17 protein-coding genes and 1 pseudogene are annotated in these 20,680 nt (G+C 69.5%); 9 read left to right on the top strand and 9 right to left on the bottom strand.

Annotated elements, in window-relative coordinates; translation table 11 throughout:
* The first annotated feature begins 73 nt into the window (after positions 1-73).
* Positions 74-238 (top strand): hypothetical protein, encoded by a 165-nt coding sequence (locus B9D87_RS27110; protein ID WP_007768972.1) that lies wholly within the window; start codon positions 74-76, stop codon positions 236-238.
* Positions 239-262: 24 nt separating this feature from the next.
* Here the strand turns inward: B9D87_RS27110 and B9D87_RS20915 are convergent, their stop codons facing one another.
* Together B9D87_RS20915 and B9D87_RS20910 are read right to left on the bottom strand one after the other, a co-directional pair.
* Positions 263-751: a flavin reductase family protein gene (locus tag B9D87_RS20915; RefSeq protein WP_007768974.1), complete on the bottom strand. Its 489-nt coding sequence runs from the start codon at positions 749-751 to the stop codon at positions 263-265.
* A gap of 95 nt (positions 752-846) precedes the next feature.
* The gene (locus B9D87_RS20910; RefSeq protein WP_052002408.1) at positions 847-1,857 is read right to left on the bottom strand and encodes an isopenicillin N synthase family dioxygenase; all 1,011 of its coding nucleotides are present in this window, start codon (positions 1,855-1,857) and stop codon (positions 847-849) included.
* A 201-nt stretch (positions 1,858-2,058) separates the two neighbouring features.
* Here B9D87_RS20910 and B9D87_RS20905 point away from each other — a divergent pair, with 201 nt between their 5' ends.
* Positions 2,059-3,894 (top strand): acyl-CoA dehydrogenase, encoded by a 1,836-nt coding sequence (locus B9D87_RS20905; RefSeq protein WP_007768977.1) that lies wholly within the window; start codon positions 2,059-2,061, stop codon positions 3,892-3,894.
* Positions 3,895-4,224: 330 nt separating this feature from the next.
* Here B9D87_RS20905 and B9D87_RS20900 read toward each other — a convergent pair whose 3' ends face one another.
* Entirely contained in the window at positions 4,225-5,559 is a 1,335-nt protein-coding gene (locus B9D87_RS20900; RefSeq protein ID WP_040629422.1) for an acetyl-CoA C-acetyltransferase, read from the bottom strand.
* A gap of 152 nt (positions 5,560-5,711) precedes the next feature.
* On the opposite strand from B9D87_RS20900, the gene B9D87_RS20895 reads away from it, so the two are divergent.
* A complete protein-coding gene (locus B9D87_RS20895; RefSeq protein ID WP_007768988.1) occupies positions 5,712-7,076 on the top strand; it encodes a 3-oxoacyl-ACP reductase in 1,365 nt (454 codons plus the stop codon).
* A 9-nt stretch (positions 7,077-7,085) separates the two neighbouring features.
* Positions 7,086-7,928, top strand: coding sequence for a MaoC/PaaZ C-terminal domain-containing protein (locus B9D87_RS20890; protein ID WP_007768990.1), 843 nt, complete (start codon positions 7,086-7,088; stop codon positions 7,926-7,928).
* A gap of 19 nt (positions 7,929-7,947) precedes the next feature.
* On the opposite strand, the gene B9D87_RS20885 is transcribed toward B9D87_RS20890, so the two are convergent.
* The 3 genes from B9D87_RS20885 to B9D87_RS20875 all read right to left on the bottom strand — a co-directional run bounded on the left by B9D87_RS20885 (position 7,948) and on the right by B9D87_RS20875 (position 11,097).
* Positions 7,948-9,219, bottom strand: a complete 1,272-nt coding sequence (locus B9D87_RS20885) for a chloride channel protein (RefSeq protein ID WP_085382824.1) — start codon at positions 9,217-9,219, stop codon at positions 7,948-7,950.
* A gap of 6 nt (positions 9,220-9,225) precedes the next feature.
* Positions 9,226-9,876 (bottom strand): TetR/AcrR family transcriptional regulator, encoded by a 651-nt coding sequence (locus B9D87_RS20880; RefSeq protein ID WP_007768995.1) that lies wholly within the window; start codon positions 9,874-9,876, stop codon positions 9,226-9,228.
* A gap of 63 nt (positions 9,877-9,939) precedes the next feature.
* The gene (locus tag B9D87_RS20875) at positions 9,940-11,097 is read right to left on the bottom strand and encodes a glycoside hydrolase family 3 N-terminal domain-containing protein (protein ID WP_007768997.1); all 1,158 of its coding nucleotides are present in this window, start codon (positions 11,095-11,097) and stop codon (positions 9,940-9,942) included.
* A 120-nt stretch (positions 11,098-11,217) separates the two neighbouring features.
* Here B9D87_RS20875 and B9D87_RS20870 point away from each other — a divergent pair, with 120 nt between their 5' ends.
* The 4 genes and pseudogenes from B9D87_RS20870 (at position 11,218) to B9D87_RS20855 (ending at position 17,471) form a co-directional block, all read left to right on the top strand.
* Positions 11,218-11,421, top strand: coding sequence for a DUF2613 family protein (locus B9D87_RS20870; RefSeq protein WP_040629580.1), 204 nt, complete (start codon positions 11,218-11,220; stop codon positions 11,419-11,421).
* An 86-nt stretch (positions 11,422-11,507) separates the two neighbouring features.
* Positions 11,508-11,681 (top strand): DUF2613 domain-containing protein, encoded by a 174-nt coding sequence (locus B9D87_RS20865; RefSeq protein WP_007769006.1) that lies wholly within the window; start codon positions 11,508-11,510, stop codon positions 11,679-11,681.
* Positions 11,682-11,733: 52 nt separating this feature from the next.
* Positions 11,734-15,933 (top strand): DUF3367 domain-containing protein, encoded by a 4,200-nt coding sequence (locus tag B9D87_RS20860; protein WP_007769007.1) that lies wholly within the window; start codon positions 11,734-11,736, stop codon positions 15,931-15,933.
* Positions 15,934-16,020: 87 nt separating this feature from the next.
* Positions 16,021-17,471, top strand: a pseudogene (locus tag B9D87_RS20855) (lipase maturation factor family protein).
* 15 nt (positions 17,472-17,486) lie between these two features.
* On the opposite strand, the gene B9D87_RS20850 reads toward B9D87_RS20855, so the two are convergent.
* Together B9D87_RS20850 and B9D87_RS20845 are read right to left on the bottom strand one after the other, a co-directional pair.
* Complete coding sequence (locus B9D87_RS20850; RefSeq protein WP_007769011.1) at positions 17,487-18,641, bottom strand: NAD-dependent formate dehydrogenase; 1,155 nt, start codon at positions 18,639-18,641, stop codon at positions 17,487-17,489.
* 102 nt (positions 18,642-18,743) lie between these two features.
* Positions 18,744-19,655: a LysR family transcriptional regulator gene (locus B9D87_RS20845; RefSeq protein WP_040629581.1), complete on the bottom strand. Its 912-nt coding sequence runs from the start codon at positions 19,653-19,655 to the stop codon at positions 18,744-18,746.
* A gap of 105 nt (positions 19,656-19,760) precedes the next feature.
* On the opposite strand from B9D87_RS20845, the gene B9D87_RS20840 reads away from it, so the two are divergent.
* Positions 19,761-19,973: a hypervirulence associated TUDOR domain-containing protein gene (locus B9D87_RS20840; RefSeq protein WP_007769016.1), complete on the top strand. Its 213-nt coding sequence runs from the start codon at positions 19,761-19,763 to the stop codon at positions 19,971-19,973.
* Positions 19,974-20,017: 44 nt separating this feature from the next.
* On the opposite strand, the gene B9D87_RS20835 is transcribed toward B9D87_RS20840, so the two are convergent.
* Complete coding sequence (locus B9D87_RS20835) at positions 20,018-20,491, bottom strand: DUF309 domain-containing protein (protein WP_007769019.1); 474 nt, start codon at positions 20,489-20,491, stop codon at positions 20,018-20,020.
* Positions 20,492-20,680: the final 189 nt, after the last annotated feature.

Genomic DNA, 20,680 nt, shown 5'->3' with positions numbered 1-20,680 from the left:
GACCCGGGTAACCCCACTGCATCCTGTCGGGCCGCCGCGTGCGGCCAGCTAGCCACGACCGGAAAGGCAGTCCATGGAACCCAGGCGAGAAACCGCCAGCATCAACAACATTCGCACCGCGATTCGTCAATTGTCGGTCCGCGCCCAGCTCGCGAACAAGGAAGGCCGGTACAGCGACGCCGCCGAACTCGAGAGCCGCATCCAGGGCTTTCGCGACGAGCTGAGCCACCGCCCCTAGCCGGCCGGCCGCCGGCCGAGGCGACTACGCGCCGAGCCGGCGAAAAACGCTCCGGTGGAACACGATGGGCGCCACCTCGGCGTCCACCGTGACCTCGTTGACCCGCAGCACCACGATGGTGTGATCACCGGCCGGGATGAGCTGTTCGATCGCGCTCTCCAGCCACAGGCCGGTGCCCTTGATGAACACCGCGCCCGTCGAGCGGGACACCGTCTCCAAACCCGCGAACCTGTCGCCGGTCTTGGCTGCCAGCGTGCGCGCGGCCTCGTCGTGCTCCTCGCCCAGCACGCTGATGCCCAGCATCGGGCGATCCTTGAGCTTGGGCCACGTGGTCGAGGTGTTCTGCACGCAGAACGACACCAGCGGCGGGTCCAGCGAGACGGGGACGAAGGTGCTGGCCGCCAGGCCTTCCCGGGTTCCGTTCACCTCGGCGGCGATGGCCACCACGCCGGACGGGAAATGACCGAAGGCCTCACGAAGTGACGACGCTGTCAGCTTGTTGTTCGAGTTCACCGGTCTTGTTCGCCCCTAGTGCCGGAGACGGGATTTGTCGGAAACGACCCTACCCGGCGCCGGTCACCCCGGCACGGCCAGCCTCACCCGTTTTCTCAGCGCTCTGCCGAATATCCGTGCGCCGCGGCCACATCCGGATGGGCCCGCAGTCTGCTCTTCCAGGCGTTGCGCCCGTAGACCGCGAAGATCGGATCCGATGGGTCATCCACGCGCTGCGCGCGCGCCTCGAGCTCGTCGGGCAGCGACAGCACCGGTATCCGCGCGTCCAGGCGCGGGTTGAAGAAGAACGGCACCGAGATGCGCTCGCGCGCCGGCCCCGCCAGGTTGACCCGGTGCTCGGTGGCCCGCAGGTAGCCGCGCGTGGCCACCTCCAGGAGTTCACCGATGTTGACGATGAACGCCCCCTCGTGCGGGGGCACATCGATCCAAGCGTCCGCCGGATTTCCGGCCGGCCGCACCTGCAGACCCGTGCTGCCCGGCTCGGCCAGCAGCAGGGTGAGCACGCCGGAGTCGCGGTGCGCGCCCACGCCCTGGGCACTGGCGGCGCTGCCCGGATAGCGGATGATCTTGATCAGCGTGGCCGGCGCCTCGGCGAAGGCCGCATCGAACACGTCGGACGGGCTGCCCAGCGCGGCCGCCCAGTGCCGCAGCAGGGTGCGGGCCACCGCGGACAGCGCGGCATCCCATTCCTCGACGATCCCGGGCAGGTCGGGAAGGGCGGCCGGCCACTGGTTGGGGCCCTGCAGCCACCGGTAGTCGGTCTTGTCCAGGCCGCCGATCGGCGGGCGCTGCGGCCCGACGTCGATCTGCTCGCGCCAATCCACCTGCCCGCGGGTCAGCTCGCCGCCCAGCCGGGTGTACCCGCGGAAATGCGGGCTGCGCACCATCGCGACGTCGTCCTTCTCAGATTGCGGGAGCGCGAAGAGCCGGCGCGCCGCGTCCAGGACGCGCGTCACCAGGTCCGGCGGCACGCCGTGACCGGTCAGGTAGAAGAAGCCGACCTGGTGGCCGGCCTCGCGCAGACCGTCGCGCAGGGGGCCCGGCTCGGCCCGCAGGTCCACGGTCGGCAGCTCCATAGGCGCAGTGACGCCACGCACACCGGTCATGCGCCCGCCATCGCCGCAGGTAGATCGGATTCCGACGGCATGACCAGCAGCTTCCCAACCGGTTGGTTAATTAGGCAATGAAATCTAGCTCACATTGACTTGCATACCACTGACGCGAGCGATATTTTAGGTCTTGTTACTGGTGGGTAACTTAGACCTAGTACCCAACCACAAGTGGCATTCTCAACGAGGAGGACCGTAGTGAGCCACTACAAGAGCAACGTCCGCGACCAGGCATTCAACCTGTTCGAGGTTCTGGGCGTTGACAAGGCATTGGGCCAAGGCGAATACAGCGATCTGGACGTCGACACGGCCCGCGAAATGTTGAACGAGATGAGCCGGCTCGCCGAAGGGCCGATCGCCGACTCGTTCGTCGAGGGCGACCGCAACCCGCCGGTCTTCGACCCGAAGACGCACTCGGTGACGCTGCCCGAATCATTCAAGAAGTCGGTCCACGCCGTCATCGAGGCCGGATGGGACAAGGTCGGCATCGACGAGGCCCTCGGCGGCGTCGCGATGCCCAAGTCGCTGCTGTGGGCGCTGCACGAGCACATCCTGGGTGCCAACCCGGCCGTGTGGATGTACGCCGGTGGCGCGGGCTTCGCCAACATCCTGTACCACCTCGGTACCGAAGAGCAGAAGAAATGGGCCGTGCTGGCCGCCGAGCGCGGCTGGGGTTCGACCATGGTGCTCACCGAGCCGGACGCCGGCTCCGACGTGGGCGCCGGGCGCACCAAGGCGGTCCAGCAGGAGGACGGTTCCTGGCACATCGACGGTGTGAAGCGGTTCATCACCTCCGCCGACTCCGACGACCTGTTCGAGAACATCTTCCACCTGGTGCTGGCACGCCCCGAGGGCGCCGGACCGGGCACCAAGGGCCTGTCGCTGTTCTTCGTGCCCAAGTTCCTGTTCGACTTCGAGACCGGTGAGCTGGGCGAGCGCAACGGCGTCTTCGTCACCAACGTCGAGCACAAGATGGGCCTGAAGGTATCGGCGACGTGCGAGCTGAGCTTCGGCCAGCACGACGTCCCCGCCAAGGGCTGGCTGGTCGGCGAGGTGCACAACGGCATCGCGCAGATGTTCGAGGTCATCGAGCAGGCCCGCATGATGGTGGGCACCAAGGCCATCGCGACCCTGTCGACGGGTTACCTGAACGCGCTGGAGTACGCGAAGTCCCGCGTGCAGGGCGCCGACATGACCCAGATGACCGACAAGACCGCGCCGCGGGTGACCATCACGCACCACCCGGACGTGCGCCGGTCGCTGATGACCCAGAAGGCTTACGCCGAGGGTCTGCGCGCGCTGTACCTGTTCACGTCGACCTACCAGGACTCGGCCGTCGCCGAGGCGCTGCACGGTGTGGACGCCGAGCTGGCGGTCAAGGTCAACGACCTGATGCTGCCGGTCGTCAAGGGTGTGGGTTCGGAGCAGGCGTACGCCAAGCTCACCGAGAGCCTGCAGACCTTCGGTGGGTCCGGCTTCCTGCAGGACTACCCGATCGAGCAGTACATCCGCGACGCCAAGATCGACTCGCTCTACGAGGGCACCACCGCCATCCAGGCGCAGGACTTCTTCTTCCGCAAGATCGTCCGCGACAAGGGTGTGGCGCTGGCTCACGTGTCCGAGCAGATCCAGAAGTTCGTCGACAGCGAGTCCGGCAACGGCCGCCTGAAGACCGAGCGGGAGCTGCTGGCCAAGGCGCTGAGCGACGTGCAGGCGATGGCGGCGACGCTGACCGGCTACCTGATGGCGGCGCAGGAGGACGTGACCAGCCTGTACAAGGTGGGTCTGGGTTCGGTGCGCTTCCTGATGAGCGTCGGTGACCTGGTCATCGGCTGGCTGTTGCAGCGTCAGGCCGCGGTCGCCGTGGCGGCGCTGGACGCCGGCGCCAGCGGCGAGGAGCGGTCCTTCTACGAGGGCAAGATCGCGGTGGCGTCGTTCTTCGCGAAGAACTTCCTGCCTCTGCTGACCAGCACTCGTGAGGTCATCGACACGCTGGACAACGACATCATGGAGCTCGACGAGGCCGCCTTCTAGGCCGACGCGAGCGACAGGCGCAAATCCCCCGCTTCGCCCGCGAAGCGGGGGATTTGTCGCTTCACGGAACGCAGAAAAGCAGGTCGACAGTCAAAAAGGCCGCCGCTGGATCCCCTCACTCCAGCGGCGGCCCTTTTCGTACACCGGTCCGCCGAAACGGACCAGCGCTCGCATTCGGGGGATGCCCCGTATTGCCGTCGGGGTCGGGGGGTCAGACCACAACACGGGGCCATCCGGTGGGTCGGATACCCGCACCCCCAGCTGGCTAACCGGATGTGACCCAACTCATGAAGCGGGCCGAGTCACCGGCGGCGACGTGCGGACGACCCGTCACGCCTCCAGGATGGCGGCGACACCCTGACCGCCGGCCGCACAGATCGAGACCAGGGCGCGCACGGTGCCGCCGCCCTTCTGTTCGGCCTTGCGCTGCGCGAGCTGCTTGGCGGCCTGCGCCAGGATCCGCCCGCCGGTGGCGGCGAACGGGTGGCCGGCGGCCAGCGAGGACCCGTTGACGTTGAGCTTGGCCCGGTCGATCGAGCCCAGCGCGGCGTCCAGGCCGAGCCGCTCCTTGCAGTACTCCTCGGACTCCCAGGCCTGCAGGTGGCACAGGACCACCGACGCGAAGGCCTCGTGGATCTCGTAGAAGTCGAAGTCCTGCAGGCTCAGGCCGTTGCGGGCGAGCAGCCGCGGCACCGCGTAAGTCGGGGCCATCAGCAGGCCGTCGCGCCCGTTGACGTAGTCGACCGCCGCGGTCTCCGAATCGACCAGGTAGGCCAGCGGGGTCAGCGAATGAGCGGCCGCCCACTCGTCGGTGGCCAGCAGGGCCACCGACGCCCCGTCGGTCAGCGGAGTCGAGTTGCCGGCCGTCATCGTCGCGTCGCCGGCCTTCACGCCGAACACCGGACGCAGCTTCGCCAGCTTCTCCGCCGACGAGTCCGCCCGCAGGTTGTCGTCGCGGTACAGCCCCAAGAACGGCGTGACCAGGTCGTCGAAGAAGCCGCGGTCGTACGCGGCGGCCATGTTGCGGTGGCTGGCCGCGGCCAGCTCGTCCTGGGTCACCCGGGAGATGCCCATCTTCTTGGCGGTGAGCGCCTGGTGCTCCCCCATCGACAGCCCGGTGCGGGGTTCGCTGTTGACCGGGATCTCGACGCCCAGGGTCGCGGGCAGCGTGCCGACCAGCTTCAGCCGCTGCACGTTGGACTTGGCCCGGCGCAGCTTGAGCAGGGTGCGGCGCAGGTTGTCGCCCAGGCCGATGGGAGCGTCGGAGGTGGTGTCCACGCCGCCTGCGGCGGCCACCTCGTAGCGCCCGGCCGCGATGCCCTCGGCGGCGGCGACGGCCGCCTGCAGCCCGGTTCCGCAGGCCTGCTGCAGGTCGAATGCGGGCGTGTAGGAGGACAGCTGGGACCCGAGCACGCATTCGCGGGTGAGGTTGAAGTCCCGGCTGTGCTTGAGCACGGCGCCGCCGACCACCACGCCCAGCCGTTCGCCGGCCAAGCCGAAGCGATCCACCAGCCCGCCCAGGGCCGCGGTGAACATGTCCTGGTTGGACGCCTCCGCGTAAGCCCCGTCCGACCGGGCGAACGGGATGCGGTTGCCGCCCAGGACGGCCACGCGCCGCCGCTCGGAACTGCGCTGTTTGCTTGCGTCAGAGCTTGCAGGGGCCACTATTCTTCTCCGTGTTTCTGCGGTCTATCGGTTTGGGAATCGCCCGTCTGGGGCCATACTACTCACTGTTCTTACTCTGCAGTAAGTTCGTCCTCGATACGGTTGTGCTGTAGGCATACCCCGACTTCGAAAGAACATGGAAGGTAGCTCCGGTGGCTCCCAAGGCTTCGTCCGATCTGTTCTCTCAGATCGTCAATTCCGGTCCTGGATCATTTCTCGCCAAGCAGCTCGGCGTTCCCCAACCCGAGACGCTGCGTCGCTACCGAGCCGGTGATCCGCCGCTGGCCGGGGCCCTGCTGATCGGCGGGGAGGGCAGGGTCGTCGAACCGCTGCGCGCGGCGCTGGACGCCGACTACGACCTGGTGGGTAACAACCTGGGCGGTCGGTGGGCCGACAAATTCGGCGGCCTGGTGTTCGATGCCACCGGCATCACCACGCCCGAGGGGCTGAAGGCTCTGTACGAGTTCTTCACTCCCCTGCTGCGCAATCTGGGCCATTCCGCGCGCGTGGCCGTGGTCGGCACCACTCCCGACGCCGCCGCCACCCCGCACGAGCGGATCGCGCAGCGGGCGCTCGAGGGCTTCACCCGCTCGCTGGGCAAGGAGCTGCGCAACGGCGCCACGGTGGCGCTGGTCTATCTGTCCCCGGACGCCAAACCCGCCGCGACGGGCCTGGAATCGACGATGCGGTTCATCCTGTCGGCCAAGTCCGCCTACGTCGACGGCCAGGTCTTCTACGTCGGCGACGCGGACTCCACTCCCCCGGCCGACTGGGACCGCCCGCTGGACGGCAAGGTCGCCATCGTCACGGGCGCGGCCCGCGGTATCGGTGCGACGATCGCCGAGGTGTTCGCCCGCGACGGCGCGCGCGTGGTCGCGATCGACGTGGAGTCGGCCGCCGAGGCGCTCGCCGAGACGGCCAGCCGGGTCGGCGGCACCGCGCTGTGGCTCGACGTCACCGCCCCCGACGCCGTCGACAAGATCACCGAGCATCTGCGCGAACACCACGGCGGCCACGCCGACGTGCTGGTCAACAACGCCGGCATCACCCGCGACAAGCTGTTGGCGAACATGGACGACGCCCGCTGGGATGCCGTCCTGGCCGTCAATCTGCTTGCGCCGCTGCGCCTTACCGAAGGGCTGGTGTCCAACGGCACCATCGGCGAGGGCGGCAGGGTGATCGGCCTGTCGTCGATGGCCGGCATCGCAGGCAACCGCGGCCAGACCAACTACGCGACGACCAAGGCCGGCATGATCGGCCTCACCCAGTCGCTGGCCCCGGAGCTGTACGGCAAGGGCATCACGATCAACGCCGTCGCGCCGGGATTCATCGAGACCCAGATGACGGCCGCCATCCCGCTGGCCACCCGCGAGGTCGGACGCCGGATGAACTCGCTGCTGCAGGGCGGGCAGCCCGTCGACGTCGCGGAAACCATCGCCTACTTCGCCAGCCCGGCTTCGAATGCGGTGACGGGCAACGTCATTCGTGTCTGCGGCCAGGCCATGCTGGGCGCATAGGAGAACGTCATGAATCAGCCAAGCGGCCTGAAGAACATGCTGCGCGCGGCGGCCGGGGCCCTGCCCGTGGTGTCCCGCGGGAGCGACCTGCCCACCCGCTCGGTGACCATCGAGGAACTGCCGATCGACCGGGCGAACGTGGCCGAGTACGCGGGGGTCACCGGCCTGCGCTACGGCAATCACGTGCCGCTGACGTACCCGTTCGCGCTGACCTTTCCGGCGTTGATGTCGCTGGTGACCGGTTTCGACTTCCCTTTCGCCGCAATGGGATCGGTGCACACCGAAAACCACATCACGCAGTACCGCCCGATCGCGGTCACCGACACCGTCGGCGTGCGCGTGCACGCCGAGAACCTGCGCGAGCACCGCAAGGGGCTGCTGGTCGATCTGGTGACCGACGTCAGCGTGGGCAACGACACCGCCTGGCATCAGGTGACGACCTTCCTGCATCAGCAGCGGACCAGCCTGTCCGACGAGCCCAAGCCGCCCCCGCAGAAGCAGCCCAAGCTGCCGCCGCCGTCCACCGTGCTGCGCATCAGCCCGGGGCTGATCCGGCGCTACGCCGACGTCGGGGGCGACCACAACCCAATCCACACCAACTCCGTCGCGGCCAAGCTGTTCGGGTTCCCGACGGTGATCGCGCACGGAATGTTCAGCGCGGCAGCCGTATTGGCCAACATCGAGGCGCAGATTCCCGATGCGGTCCGGTATTCGGTACGCTTCGGCAAGCCGGTGGTGCTGCCCGCGACGACGGGGCTCTACATCGACGAGCACGACGGCGGCTGGGACATCTCGCTGCGCAACATCGCCAAGGGCTACCCGCACCTGACCGGCACGGTCCGGGCGCTCTAGCGCCCCCGGCGGCCCGCCACTAGCCCGCCTGCGTCGAACTGCGGCCCTGCGCAAGCAGTTTCAGGCCGTACGCACTGGTCGCGGTCAGCAGGAAAAGCAGGAACAGCCACAGCGGCGGCCGGGCGAGTTCCCACACGAAGATCGCCGCCCAGATCGGTGAGCCCTGCGTCACCGCGAGCACGCCGGCCGCGCCGGCCAGCGACACCGCGGGCACGTGCAGGTGCGCGCCGGTCGCCCAGTTGATCGTCAAGACCAGCGCCGCCCCGGCGGCGGCGCCGGTGGCCAGCGAGGGCGTCAGCAATCCCCCGGCCCCGCCGGCGCGCAGAAACAGTGCGGTCAGTAGGGGTTTCAGCGCCAGGATCGCCAGCGCCGACAGCAGGGTCATGCCGCTGGCCAGGCTGACCGTCAGGATGCTGCGGCCGTTTCCGGGCAGCTCGGGCCACCAGTGCGAACAGATCCCCATCACCAATCCCGCTCCGGCGAGCGCGGGGATCAGCAGCGGAGTCCGCATCTGGCGGGGCGGGCGTGCCACGGTCATCAACCAGTTGAAGGCCAGCCCCACCGCGAGAGCCACCGGCGCCAGCAGCAATCCGTGCGCGGTCAGCAGGTACGTCGACTCCTCGACCGGCCACTGCAGGTTGGGCTGATCGCGGGTGATCGCCGAGCCGACGGCGACCGCCAGGCCGGAGGACAGGAACGCCGCGCCCACCGCGCGCGGCTGCCAGGTGGTGAGCAGGATCCTGATCGAGAACAACGCGCCGGCCAGCGGCACCGCGTACACCGCGCCCAGCCCGGCGCCCGCCGCGCAGGCGAGCAGGACCTCACGATCGCGCGGTGAGAGCCGCTTGAGCCATCCGGTGCCCAAATCGCTGAGCGCCGCGGCGAATTGGCGTGGCGCACCTTCCCGGCCCAGCGATGCCCCCGATCCGACGAGCAGCACCTGCAGCAGCGCGTCGATGCTCCAGGAAAGCCGCGGCACCGGTTCGCGGGCGGCGATGGTCTGCGCCAGTGGAGGTACCGCCGCCCGGCGCCGCAACAGCCACCACCCCAGGCCCGCCACGGCGGCGCCGATCATCGGGCCCACCACGCGCCGTATCTGGCTGCTGGCGGCCACCCCGGCCAGCTGCGCGCCGAAGCTGTAGTTGTAGGTGGCGTGCTGGACGAGGCGCAGCACATAGGTCGTCGCCAAGCCGGCAACTCCGGCGAGCAACCCGACGACGATTACCGCGCAGAAGAAGTCGAGGGTGCCGCGGTCCGAGCCGGGGCGCTCCTGCGGGCCACCTGAACGAATGTAGGCCTAGTCGGCGGCGGCGTCCGAGCCGCCCGCGTCGGGGTGGGCCGCGGCGGCCTCCCGCTCGGCCGGTGAGCCCTTGAGGCCGTACCAGAACAGGTCGATCATCAGCTGGGCAGCCTCGTCGACGTCGACGTCGCCGGTACTGAGCCGGTTGGCGACCGCCTCGCCGGCGCCCACCAGGGCCACGGCCATCATCTCGTGCTCGCGCTCGGAGCGCGGGTTGCGGCTGCCCGCCCGCATCAGCCCTGCCACCAGGTCGATGATCTGCTCGCGTCCCTCGCGGACCATGTGGGCGAACGCCTGCGAGCTGGTGGCCTGGGTGTACATCACGATCCATGACGCCCGGTTGGCGTCGATGTAACGCATGAACGACGCAATGGTGTTGCGCAGCATGTCTTTGGGGCTCTGCTGGAAATCCACGTCGGCGCGCACCACGTCGATGAACCGGCCCATCTCGCGGTTCAGGCAGGCGCCGAACAGGTCCTCCTTGGAGCCGTAGTACAGGTACAGCATCGGCTTGGAGATCTGCGCCTCGGCGGCGATCGCGTCCATCGAGGTCTCGTGGTAGCCGTTGACGGAGAACATCTGCACGGCGGCGTCGAGCATCTGCTGCTCGCGAACGGCACGCGGCAGCCGCTTGGTACCACCCGCCATCGCTTGCCTCTCAGCCCGTATATCTGACTCAAGAGTAAGCAATGCGGTGGGATGTCACGCCCATCAGTGACCGCAGCTGGGGCTGGGACCCTTCATGGTCGCCACCCGCACCAGCGAATCGTCGACCTGCTTGGCCGGCAGGTCGCCGGACGCCACCGCCTGCTGCAACCGGTCCAAGACCGCAGGCACCTCGTCGGTGGTGACCCACAGCGCGACGTCGACGCCCGCCCGCAGGCTGCGCAGCACGGCCTCCGCCACCCCGTACCGGTCGGAGATGGCCGCCATGCTGGACAGGTCGTCGCTGAAGACGGGCCCGGTGAACGGCGGGCCCTTGTAGCCGACGCCGTTGCGCAGCAGCTGCACCGCCTCGGGGCTCAGGCTGGCCGGGTCGTCGCCGGTGAGGCCGGGAACCTGCAAGTGGCCCACCATGACCCCGACCGGCGGCGTGGTCACCAGGGTCCGGTAGGGCACCAGGTCGTTGTTCTGCAGAGCGTCCAGCGGCGGCGTGACGACGCCCCCGGTGTGCGAATCGCCCGAGCCGTGCCCGTGGCCGGGGAAGTGCTTGAGCACCGGCAGCAGCCCGGCGTCGCGCAGCCCCTGCGCGTAGGCGCCGGCGTAATCGGTGACCGTGGCCGGATCCGCGCTGAAGGAACGGTTGCCGATCACGGCGTCGTCGGGCTCGTCGCTGACGTCGACGACGGGCGCGAAGTCGACGGTGATGCCGAGGTCGTGCATCTTCTTGCCGCGGTCGGCGGCCAGGTCGTGCACCTGTTGGACGGTCTGCGTCTGCGCCAGCTCGCGCGGCGACGGCGAGGTCCCGATCAACGACTTCAGCCGCGAGACGCGGCCGCCCTCTTCGTCGACGCTGACCGCCAGCGGCAGCGGGCCCGCCTTGGCGGCGATGTCGGCGAGCGGCCCCTTGAAGATCGACAGGTCCGTCCAGCTGCCGATGAAGATGCCGCCCACGTGGTAGCCGTTGACGACGGCCCGGGCGTCGTCGGCGTTCTTCACGCCCACCATCAGCAGTTGCGCGAGCTTGTCGCGGATGCCCAGGGTCGCCGGAACCGCCGACGGGTCGGCACACACCGGCGGCGCCGGAGCGGCCGCCGGCTTGCTCGACGTCGACGTGGACCTGCTGGGTGGGTGCGCGTCGTGGTGGCCGCAGCCGGCCACCAGCGCCGACGCGGCTGCGAGCACGGCCAAGGTGCGCGAAAATGCCATCGGGCCATGCTTTCACGGCGGGCGTTTCGCGCCGGGCTCCAGGGGGCATCAACGGTACGTTGCTGATCAGGGGCCTGGGGCTGGTCGGGGCGCCCATTGACTGGCAGGGAGGAGCCAGCGATTAACGGTTTCGCGTTGGCCGCCGCGGTCAGCGTCGCGGTCGGGTTGTCCGCCGGGGTGGCGACGACCGTCGGGATCACGCTCGCCGTGGCCGACCACAGCCTGGTGCAGGTGCCGAGCCTGCAGCGCCCTGCGCTTCCGGCCGGTCCCTATCAGGTGGAATACGGCGACCGCTGTTTCCATGGGCACTGTCTGCACTGGTGAGCAGCGCCCCCGTTGGCCGGGCGCCCTTCTGCTAGGTTGGCGCTAGGTCGAAAGCAGGACCGCAAGCCGACACTCAGGAGCCTTCGATGAACCGGATCGTTGCGCCCGCCGCAGCGAGCGTTGTGGTTGGCCTGTTGCTCGGCGCGGCCGCGATCTTCGGGATCACCCTGATGGTCCAGCAAGACACGAAGCCGCCACTCCCCGGGGGCGATCCGCAGTCGTCAGTGCTCAACCGGGTCGAGTACGGCAACCGTAGCTAGCCAGTCGCGGACAGGGGCCGGAGCGCCGGTCTCATGCTCGACGGCTGGGCCGGTGTCGCGGCGGTGGTTGTGGTTGGTCGGTGCGATCGCGCTGGCCCTGACGTTCGCCCAATCCCCCGGACGGATCTCCCCGGACACCAAGCTTGACCTGACCGCGAACCCGCTGCGCTTCCTGTCCCGGGCGACCAATCTGTGGAACAGCGAGCTGCCGTTCGGCCAGGCGCAGAACCAGGCCTACGGATACCTGTTTCCGCACGGCACCTTCTTTCTGGTCGGCCACGCGCTGGGCGTGCCCGGCTGGATCACCCAGCGGCTGTGGTGGGCGCTGCTGCTCACCGTCGGTTTCTGGGGCTTGCTGCGGGTCGCCGAGGCGCTGCGGATCGGCAGCCCGGCGTCGCGGCTGCTCGCCGCGACCGCGTTCGCGCTGTCGCCGCGAGTGCTGACCACGCTCGGCTCGATCTCGTCGGAAACCCTGCCGATGATGTTGGCGCCGTGGGTGTTGCTGCCCACCATCCTGGCCCTGCGGGCCGGCGGCGGCCGCTCGGTGCGCGCGCTGGCCGGCCAGGCGGGCCTGGCGATCGCGCTGATGGGCGCGGTGAACGCCATCGCGACCGCGGCCGGTTGCCTGCCGGCGGTGATCTGGTGGGCGTGCCACCGGCCGAACCGGTTGTGGTGGCGCTACACCGGGTGGTGGCTGGTGGCGCTGGTGCTGGCCACGCTGTGGTGGGTGATGGCGCTGGTGATGCTGCGCGCGATCAGCCCTCCCTTCCTGGACTTCATCGAATCCTCCGGCGTGACGACGCAGTGGTCCTCACTGGTCGAGATGTTGCGCGGCACCGAGAGCTGGACCCCGTACGTGGCGCCGACCGCCACCGCGGGCGCTCCGCTGGTGACCGGGTCGGCGGCCGTACTGGGCACCTGCCTGGTCGCGGCGGCCGGACTCGCGGGCCTGGCCGGCCGGGCCACGCCCGCGCGCGGGCGGCTGGTGACGATGCTGTTGGTCGGGGTGGTGCTGATGGCCGCCGGATACAGCGGCGGGCTGGGGTCGCCGGTAGCGCACGCGGTGCAGGCGTTCCTGGACGCCGGCGGCGCCCCGCTGCGCAACGTGCACAAGCTGGGATCGGTGATCAGGATCCCCGTGGTGCTGGGCCTCGCGCAGCTGCTGGGCCGGATACCGCTGCCGGGCAGCGCGCCGATGCCGGTGTGGCTGCGTGCCTTCGCGCACCCCGAGCGTGACAAACGGCTCGCCACCGCGATCGTGGTCGTGACGGCGCTGATGGTCAGCACGTCGCTGGCCTGGACCGGTCGGCTGGCCCCACCGGGCACCTTCACCGCGATCCCGCAGTATTGGCACGAGGCCGCCGACTGGCTCACCGAGCACAACGCTTCCAGGGCCGGGACGCCTCCCCCCGGGCGGGTGCTCGTGGTCCCGGGGGCGCCGTTCGCCACCCAGGTGTGGGGCACCAGCCACGACGAGCCACTGCAGGTGCTGGGATCCAGCCCGTGGGGGGTGCGCGATTCCATCCCGCTGACCCCGCCTCAGACCATCCGGGCGCTCGATTCGGTGCAGCGCTTGTTCGCCGCCGGCCGTCCCTCCGCGGGCTTGGCCGATACCCTTGCCCGCCAAGGCATTTCCTACGTAGCGCTGCGCAACGACCTGGATCCCGACACGTCGCGGTCGGCGCGCCCGATCCTGGTGCACCGCGCCATCGACGGGTCACCCGGACTGCACAAGGTCGCACAGTTCGGCGCGCCGGTGGGGCCCGGCACGCTCGCCGGTTTCGTCGCGGACAGCGGCCTGCGGCCTCGGTATCCGGCGGTCGAGATCTATCGGGTCGGCGACGAGAGTGACCCCGGCACACCGTATTTCGTCGACACCGACCGGCTGGCCCGGGTCGACGGCGGGCCCGAGGCGCTGCTGCGTCTTGACGAGCGGCGACGGCTGCTGGGCCAGCCGCCGCTGGGGCCGGCGCTGCTGGCCGCCGACGCGCGCGGCGCCGGGCTGCCGCCGGACGCCGCGGTGACCATCACCGACACCCCGGTGGCCCGCGAGACGGATTACGGCCGGGTGGACCAACATTCGTCGGCGATCCGGGCCCCCGGCGACGCGCGGCACACCTACAACCGGGTGCCCGACTACCCCGTCCCCGGCGCCGACCCGGTGACCGGCGCGTGGACCGGCGGCCGGATCACGGTATCGAGCTCGTCATCGGATTCCACCGCGATGCCCGACGTCGCACCCGCGACCTCGCCGGCCGCCGCGATCGACGGTGACTCGGCGACCGCCTGGGTGTCCAACTCGCTGCAGGCCGCCGTCGGTCAGTGGATGCGGATCGATTTCGACCACCCGGTGACCAACGCGGCGATCACGTTGACGCCCAGCGCCACCGCCGTCGGCGCCCAGGTGCGCCGCATCCTGATCGAAACCGCCACCGGCAGCACCACTTTGCGATTCGACGAGCCGGGCAAACCGCTGGCCGCGGCGCTCCCGTACGGCGAGACCCCGTGGGTGCGGATCACCGCCGCGGGCACCGACGACGGCTCCGCCGGGGTGCAGTTCGGCATCACCGACCTGTCGATCACCCAATACGACGCCTCCGGATTCGCGCACCAGGTCGACCTGCGGCACACCGTGCGGGTGCCCGGGCCGCCGCCGGGCTCGCCGATCGCGGGGTGGGACCTGGGCTCGGAGCTACTGGGCAGGCCGGGCTGCGCCGCCGCGCCCGACGGTGTGCGCTGCGCGCCGTCGATGGCCCTGGCCCCGGAGGAACCGGTCAATTTCAGCCGGACGCTGACCGTGCCGGCGCCGATGTCGGTGACCCCGACGGTGTGGGTGCGCCCACGCCAGGGTCCCAAGCTGGCAGACCTGATCACCGAGCCGAATACCACCGTCGCCCACGGCGATTCGGACACCGTCGATGTGTTGGGCTCGGCGTATGCCGCCGCCGACGGCGACCCGGCCACCGCCTGGACGGCGCCGCAGCGGGTGGTGCAGCACAAGACCCCGCCGACCCTGACGCTCACGCTGCCCCGCCCCACCGAGGTCACCGGGGTGCGGCTGACGCCGAGCCGGTCGGCGTTGCCTACCCACCCGACGATGGTGGCCGTCAATCTGGGCGATGGCCCGCAGGCCGCCGCGCTGAAACCCGACGGCGCGCAGACGGTGCCGCTGAGGCCCCGGGTGACCGACACCGTGACGATCAGCCTGCTGAATTGGCAGGACGTCATCGACCGCAACGCTTTGGGTTTCGATCAGCTCAAGCCGCCCGGCCTGGCCGAGGTCGCGGCGCTGGGCGCCGACGGCAAGCCGATCGCGCCCGCCGACGCGGCCCGCAACCGCACCCGGGAGATCAGCGTCGGCTGCGACCGCGGGCCCGTCGTCGCGGTCGCGGGCCGGTTCGTGCACACCGCGATCCACACCACCGTCGGGGCGATCCTGGACGACGCGCCCGTCGCCGCGGTGCCCTGCGAGCGGGAGCCGATCGCGCTGCCGGCCGGCCAACAGGAGCTGCTGATCAGCCCCGGCGCCCAGTTCGTCGTGGACGGAGCCGAGCTGACCGCCCGGGCTGCCACCGATGTCGCACGGCCGCTGCGTGTTTCGCCTTGGCGGGCCTGGGGTCCGGATCGTCGCGAAGTGCAGGCACCCGCCTCGCCGAATTCGAGGGTGCTGGTCGTCCCGGAAAGCATCAACCCGGGCTGGGTGGCGCGCACCAGCACGGGCGCCCGCCTGACGCCGATTGTCGTCAACGGGTGGCAGCAGGGCTGGCTGGTGCCCGCGGGCGACCCCGGCACCATCACCCTGACGTTCGCCTCCAACTCGCTCTACCGCGCCGGCCTGGCGGTGGGTCTGGCGCTGCTGCCGCTGCTGGCGATGCTCGCGCTCTGGCGCAGCCGGAGAAAGGACGACGGCGACGAGCCCGCGCGGCCGTGGCGGCCCGGCCCGTGGGCGGCCGTCCCGGCACTAGCCGCGGCGGGCGTGATCGCCGGCCTGGGCGGTGTCGCGGTGCTGGGGGCGGCGCTGGGGCTGCGGTACGCGCTGCGCCGCGAGGCCTGGGAGCGCCTGAGCGTAGTGGGCAGCGCCGGCGGCCTGATCCTGGCCGGCGCCGTGCTGTCGCGGCACCCCTGGCGCTCGCCCGACGGCTACGCCGGCCATTCCGCCGCCGTCCAGCTGCTGGCGCTGATTTCGCTTGCGGTGCTTGCCGCTTCGGTGGTTGCGCTCCCCGAACGCGCGCGGAGGCCGCGCGGCGAATAGTCGGCCGGGCTATTGGCTACCCGTTTACCGGCTGATTGACTGGATATGCGGGTTGGCGTAACCGTCATCGACTGAGGAGTTAGCGCCATGGACTGGTTTTCCGCACCCGAGTATTGGGTGGGCAGACTGGTGCTGCAGCGTGGTGCCGCGGCGATTTACCTGATCGGCTTCGTCGCCGCCGCGATCCAGTTCCGCGCGCTCATCGGCGAGCGCGGCATCCTGCCCATCCCGCAGTTCTTGGCGAGGCAATCCTTTTGGCGCACGCCGAGCCTGTTTCACCTGCGCTATTCCGACCGGCTGTTTGCGGCCGTCTCCTGGTTCGGTGCGACGCTGTCGGCAGCGATCGTCGCCGGCGCCGCCGACGCGGTGCCGCTGTGGGCCGCGATGGCGATGTGGCTGGTGCTGTGGGCGCTCTACTTGTCGATCGTCAACGTGGGGCAGACCTGGTACTCGTTCGGCTGGGAATCGCTGCTGCTCGAGACCGGGTTCCTGATGATCTTTGTGGGCAATCACGACGTGGCTCCGCCGGTGCTGACGATCTGGATGATTCGCCTGCTGTTGTTCCGGGTCGAGTTCGGCGCGGGGCTGATCAAGATGCGCGGCGACCCGTGCTGGCGCGACCTGACGTGTTTGTACTACCACCATGAGACGCAACCCATGCCGGGGCCGTTGAGCTGGTTCTTCCACCATCTGCCCAAGCCGCTGCACCGGATCGAGGTGGCGGGTAACCATTTCGCGCAGCTGATCGTGCCGTTCGGGTTGTTCGCGCCGCAGCCGGTGGCCAGCGTGGCCGCCGCGATCATCGTCGTCACCCAGTTGTGGCTGGTCGCCTCGGGCAATTTCGCGTGGCTGAACTGGGTGACGATCGTGTTGGCGTTCAGCGCCATCGACGACGCGTCGTTCGCGTTGGTCCTGCCGAAAGGTCTCGTCCCTGCGCACCCGGGCCTGGCGGCGGCACCGCTGTGGTTCGTCGGGCTGGTGGCCGCCGTCACGGCCGCGGTGCTGTTCATGAGTTACTGGCCGCTGGCGAACATGTTGTCCTCGCGGCAGCGAATGAATATGTCGTTCAACTCATTTCATCTGGTGAACACCTATGGCGCGTTCGGCAGCATCGGGCGGGTCCGGCGGGAGGTGGTGATCGAAGGCACCGACGAGGCAGAGATCACCGGCCAAACCGTCTGGAAGGAATACGAATTCAAGGGCAAGCCGGGGCGCCGCGGCGGCTGCCGCGGCAGTGGGCCCCCTATCATCTGCGCCTGGACTGGCTGATGTGGTTCGCCGCGATCTCGCCGGGTTACGCGCAGCCGTGGCTTAGGCCGTTCCTGCAGCGGCTGCTGGAAAACGACCGGACGACCCTGAGATTGTTGCGCCACAACCCGTTTCCCGATTCGCCGCCCCGCTACGTGCGGGCGCAGCTCTACCAGTACCGCTTCACCACCCCGGCCGAGCTGCGCCGCGACCGGGCGTGGTGGCATCGCGCCCTGATCGGCGGTTACGTGCCGCCGATGGCCCTGTCGAGGGCGACCAGCGCCAACTGAGTCCCGACGTCGCCCCTACTTCTGGTAGGACAGCGCCCCGGTGCCCGCCAGCCTGCCGCCTTCCACGATCAGGTACTCGGGACGGATGGGCGTGCCGGCGAACCAGCTCTCCAGGATCTCCCGGGTGCCTGCCGCATAGCGCGCCTGGGCGGACAGGGTGGTGCCCGAAACATGGGGCGTCATAGCGTTATTCGGCATGGTCCGCCAGGGATGGTCGGGCGGCGGCGGCTGCGGATACCAGACGTCTCCGGCATAGCCGGCCAGCTGACCGGATTCCAGGGCCGCCGCGATCGCCTCCGGGACGGTCTCCTCGGCGCGGGCCGTGTTGACGATGTAGGAGCCTCTGCGCATCGTCGCGATCAGCTGCTCGTTGAACATCCGCCGGGTGTCGTCGTACAGCGGCGAGTGGATGGACACCACGTCGACCGCCCGCACCAGCGACTCGACGGTGGGGTGGTACGTGACGTTGAGTTGCCTCTCCGCTTCCGGCGCCAGCCGGCGGGTGTCGGTGTAGTGCAGGTTGACGTCGAACGGTGCCAGCCGCCGCAGCACGGCACGCCCGATCCGGCCGGCCGCGATCAACCCGACGTCCATCCCTTCCAGGTCGTAGGCGCGCCCCGCGCAATCGGCGATGTTCCAGCCGCCTTCGGCGGCCCACCGGTGTGACGGCACGAAATTGCGCACCAGCGCCAGGATCTGCATCACCGTGTGCTCGGCGACGCTGATGCTGTTGCTGTAGGTCACCTCGGCCACCGTGATCCCGTGCTGCTGCGCCGCGTCGAGGTCCACGTGATCCGAGCCGATGCCGGCGGTCAGGGCCAGCTTGAGCCTGGGGGCGCGGGCGATGCGTTCCGCGGTCAGGTAGGCCGGCCAAAACGGCTGTGAGATCACGATTTCCGCGTCGGCCAGCTCACGCTCGAATTCCGAGTCGGGGCCGTCCTTGTCCGACGTCACCACCAGTTCGTGGCCGGCGTCGTCGAAGAATTGGCGCAGCCCCAGGGCGCCCGAGACACAGCCGAGTAGTTCGCCGGGGGTGAAGTCGATCTTCGACGGGGTCGGCACGGTGCTGCCGTCGGGGTATCCCCGGATGGTCGGGATGCTGTCGCGGGCGTAGTTCGGCGGGTACCCGTCGACGGGGTCGGGATAGAGCACCATCACACACTTGGCCATCAGTTCTCCTTAAACCGGCGCTCAGGCCAGTCTCGGAGCGCGCCCACCGCGCTGTCCAAGACGAGATTCCGACCGGCTGATAGGCGGCGCCGATCAGCGCGGCTAGGACAGTTCGCCGAGGGTCGCGCCGATGCGCGCCTCGCGGGCGGTCCGCCGCAACGCGCGCGCCAGCAGCGAGCCCGGTTCCGCCCGGTTGGTCACCAGCGCGATCAACGCGGTGACCGAAGGGCGCCGCAGCCGCAGCACGTTCACCCCGGCCGGCGCCCCCAGGGTGTGGATCCACGGTTGCGGCACGATGCTCGCCCACCGGCCGGTGCGGACGTGCGCGAAAAGCGCGGCCACGGAATCGGTTTCCAGCTGCGGGGTGACCTGCAGGCCATGGGTGGCCAACGCGTCGTCGATGACCCGGCGGCCCCGCATGCCCTGCGTCAGCAGGCACAGCGGCAACCGCACGGCGTCCGACCACGCCATCGTTTTCGCTTCGCCGCCAAGCAATTCGGCGGCTGCGATGAGCACCGGCTGCTCGTGATACAGCGGGGTGACCAAGAGATCGGCGGTGTCCTGTTGATCCGGATACAGGATGCCCGCGTCCAATTCGAACTTGCGGACCCGTTCGACGATCCCCGCCGAGCGCAGGTTGACCTCGAGCTGGACGCGCACCAACGGGTGAGCCGCGCAGAACGGGTCTGTCAGCAGCGCAACGGTGGTCGAGGCGGCGGGCACCACGCCCAGCCGCAATTCGCCGGTCAGGCCGGCCCGCAGCGCGGTGACCTCCTGCTTGAGGGAGTCGCGGTCGGCCAGGATGCGCCGCGCCCACGGCACCAGCCGCTCGCCCTCCGGGGTGAGGCCCTCGAACTTCTGACCGCGCCGCACCAGCGGGACGTTGAGCTCCGATTCGAGCTTGCGGATGGCTTCCGACAGCGCCGGCTGCGACACGTAACAGGCCCTCGCGGCGCGCGCGAAGTGACGCTCTTGGGCGAGCGAGACGAAGTACTCCAGCTGACGGAACAGCATGTGCCATTCGATCATGTCGCCGGCCGCGACCGGGTACCCGTCCTGGTGGCCGCGGACAGGCAGCCATGGTTGGTCACACCAAGCAGGATGCGAAGGAGACGCACAGTGACGAAGCAATTCGAGGTCGGAGATCACGTCAGATGGAACTCAGAAGCCGGCCAGGTCAGCGGCGTCATCGTGAAAAAGCACACCCGCGACACCGAGTACAAAGGCCACAAACGGCATTGCACCAAGGACGACCCGCAATACGAAATCAGAAGCGACAAAACCGACCACATCGCGATGCACAAAGGCGACGCCTTGGCGAAGATCGACTAGCGAGCACGACGCCACCATGAGCGACCGACGCCAGCAAGGACACATCAGACCACGAGACGGGGCACCAGCCGCGACGCGGTGACATGAACGCCGGCAGCAAGATCGTCGATCAGCGAGTTGACGTACTCCACCAACCCGGCGACGTCGACAGCGTGCGGCGCGGGTAAGTCCGCGCGGGCAAGATGGTCGCAGGCGCGGCGAAGCAACGCGGCTGCCCCCTTGGGGTTGCCGCGCTGGATGTGGGTGATCCCCACCGCGAGCTGCGTCAGGCCTTGCCACAGTGCCTGCTCGTTGGCTGGGCCGTTCTTCCACGCGGACTCCAAAACCTCATGAGCGTTGAATGCGAGACCTCGATTCAGCAGATCCTGGGCATACGCGAGTGTTTCGGCCGGGTCCAGCACCAGGTCATCCGGAACGCGTGGCACACCCGCGCTGCCGGGCGGAAGTGGCCGGCCCAGAGCGTCGCGTGGTCGGGCATTTCGCGGCCGGCCCGATTCGTCGCGATCACGCTGCGCCATCTATCCATCATCACCCGTCCCGCTGTCCCGAGCACAACCTCGACGAATACCGCACTGTGGCGCCCTCATTCACTCACCGGCACGACGCCCGGTCGCAGCTCTCTACCACTGCGGGGCCGCGGTGCCGACCCGCTTGGCGGCCTGTCAATTCCGTTGCCAGCAGGAGGATTTCACCGCCCCGGCCGACAC

This window comes from Mycobacterium colombiense CECT 3035, from assembly GCF_002105755.1.
GTDB lineage: Bacteria > Actinomycetota > Actinomycetes > Mycobacteriales > Mycobacteriaceae > Mycobacterium > Mycobacterium colombiense.
The sequence above is the reverse complement of the archived record's forward strand: the minus strand, read 5'-3'. Positions and strand labels throughout refer to the sequence as shown.

Bases quoted from the DNA above. Each gene is read 5' to 3' on its own strand.
- B9D87_RS20910 (WP_052002408.1), bottom strand. From the start codon at position 1,857: ATGACCGGTGTGCGTGGCGTCACTGCGCCTATGGAGCTGCCGACCGTG.
- B9D87_RS20890 (WP_007768990.1), top strand. From the start codon at position 7,086: ATGAATCAGCCAAGCGGCCTGAAGAACATGCTGCGCGCGGCGGCCGGG.
- B9D87_RS20845 (WP_040629581.1), bottom strand. From the start codon at position 19,655: ATGCTGTTCCGTCAGCTGGAGTACTTCGTCTCGCTCGCCCAAGAGCGT.
- B9D87_RS20875 (WP_007768997.1), bottom strand. From the start codon at position 11,097: ATGGCATTTTCGCGCACCTTGGCCGTGCTCGCAGCCGCGTCGGCGCTG.
- B9D87_RS27110 (WP_007768972.1), top strand. From the start codon at position 74: ATGGAACCCAGGCGAGAAACCGCCAGCATCAACAACATTCGCACCGCG.
- B9D87_RS20880 (WP_007768995.1), bottom strand. From the start codon at position 9,876: ATGGCGGGTGGTACCAAGCGGCTGCCGCGTGCCGTTCGCGAGCAGCAG.
- B9D87_RS20865 (WP_007769006.1), top strand. From the start codon at position 11,508: ATGAACCGGATCGTTGCGCCCGCCGCAGCGAGCGTTGTGGTTGGCCTG.
- B9D87_RS20835 (WP_007769019.1), bottom strand. From the start codon at position 20,491: ATGGCGCAGCGTGATCGCGACGAATCGGGCCGGCCGCGAAATGCCCGA.
- B9D87_RS20850 (WP_007769011.1), bottom strand. From the start codon at position 18,641: ATGGCCAAGTGTGTGATGGTGCTCTATCCCGACCCCGTCGACGGGTAC.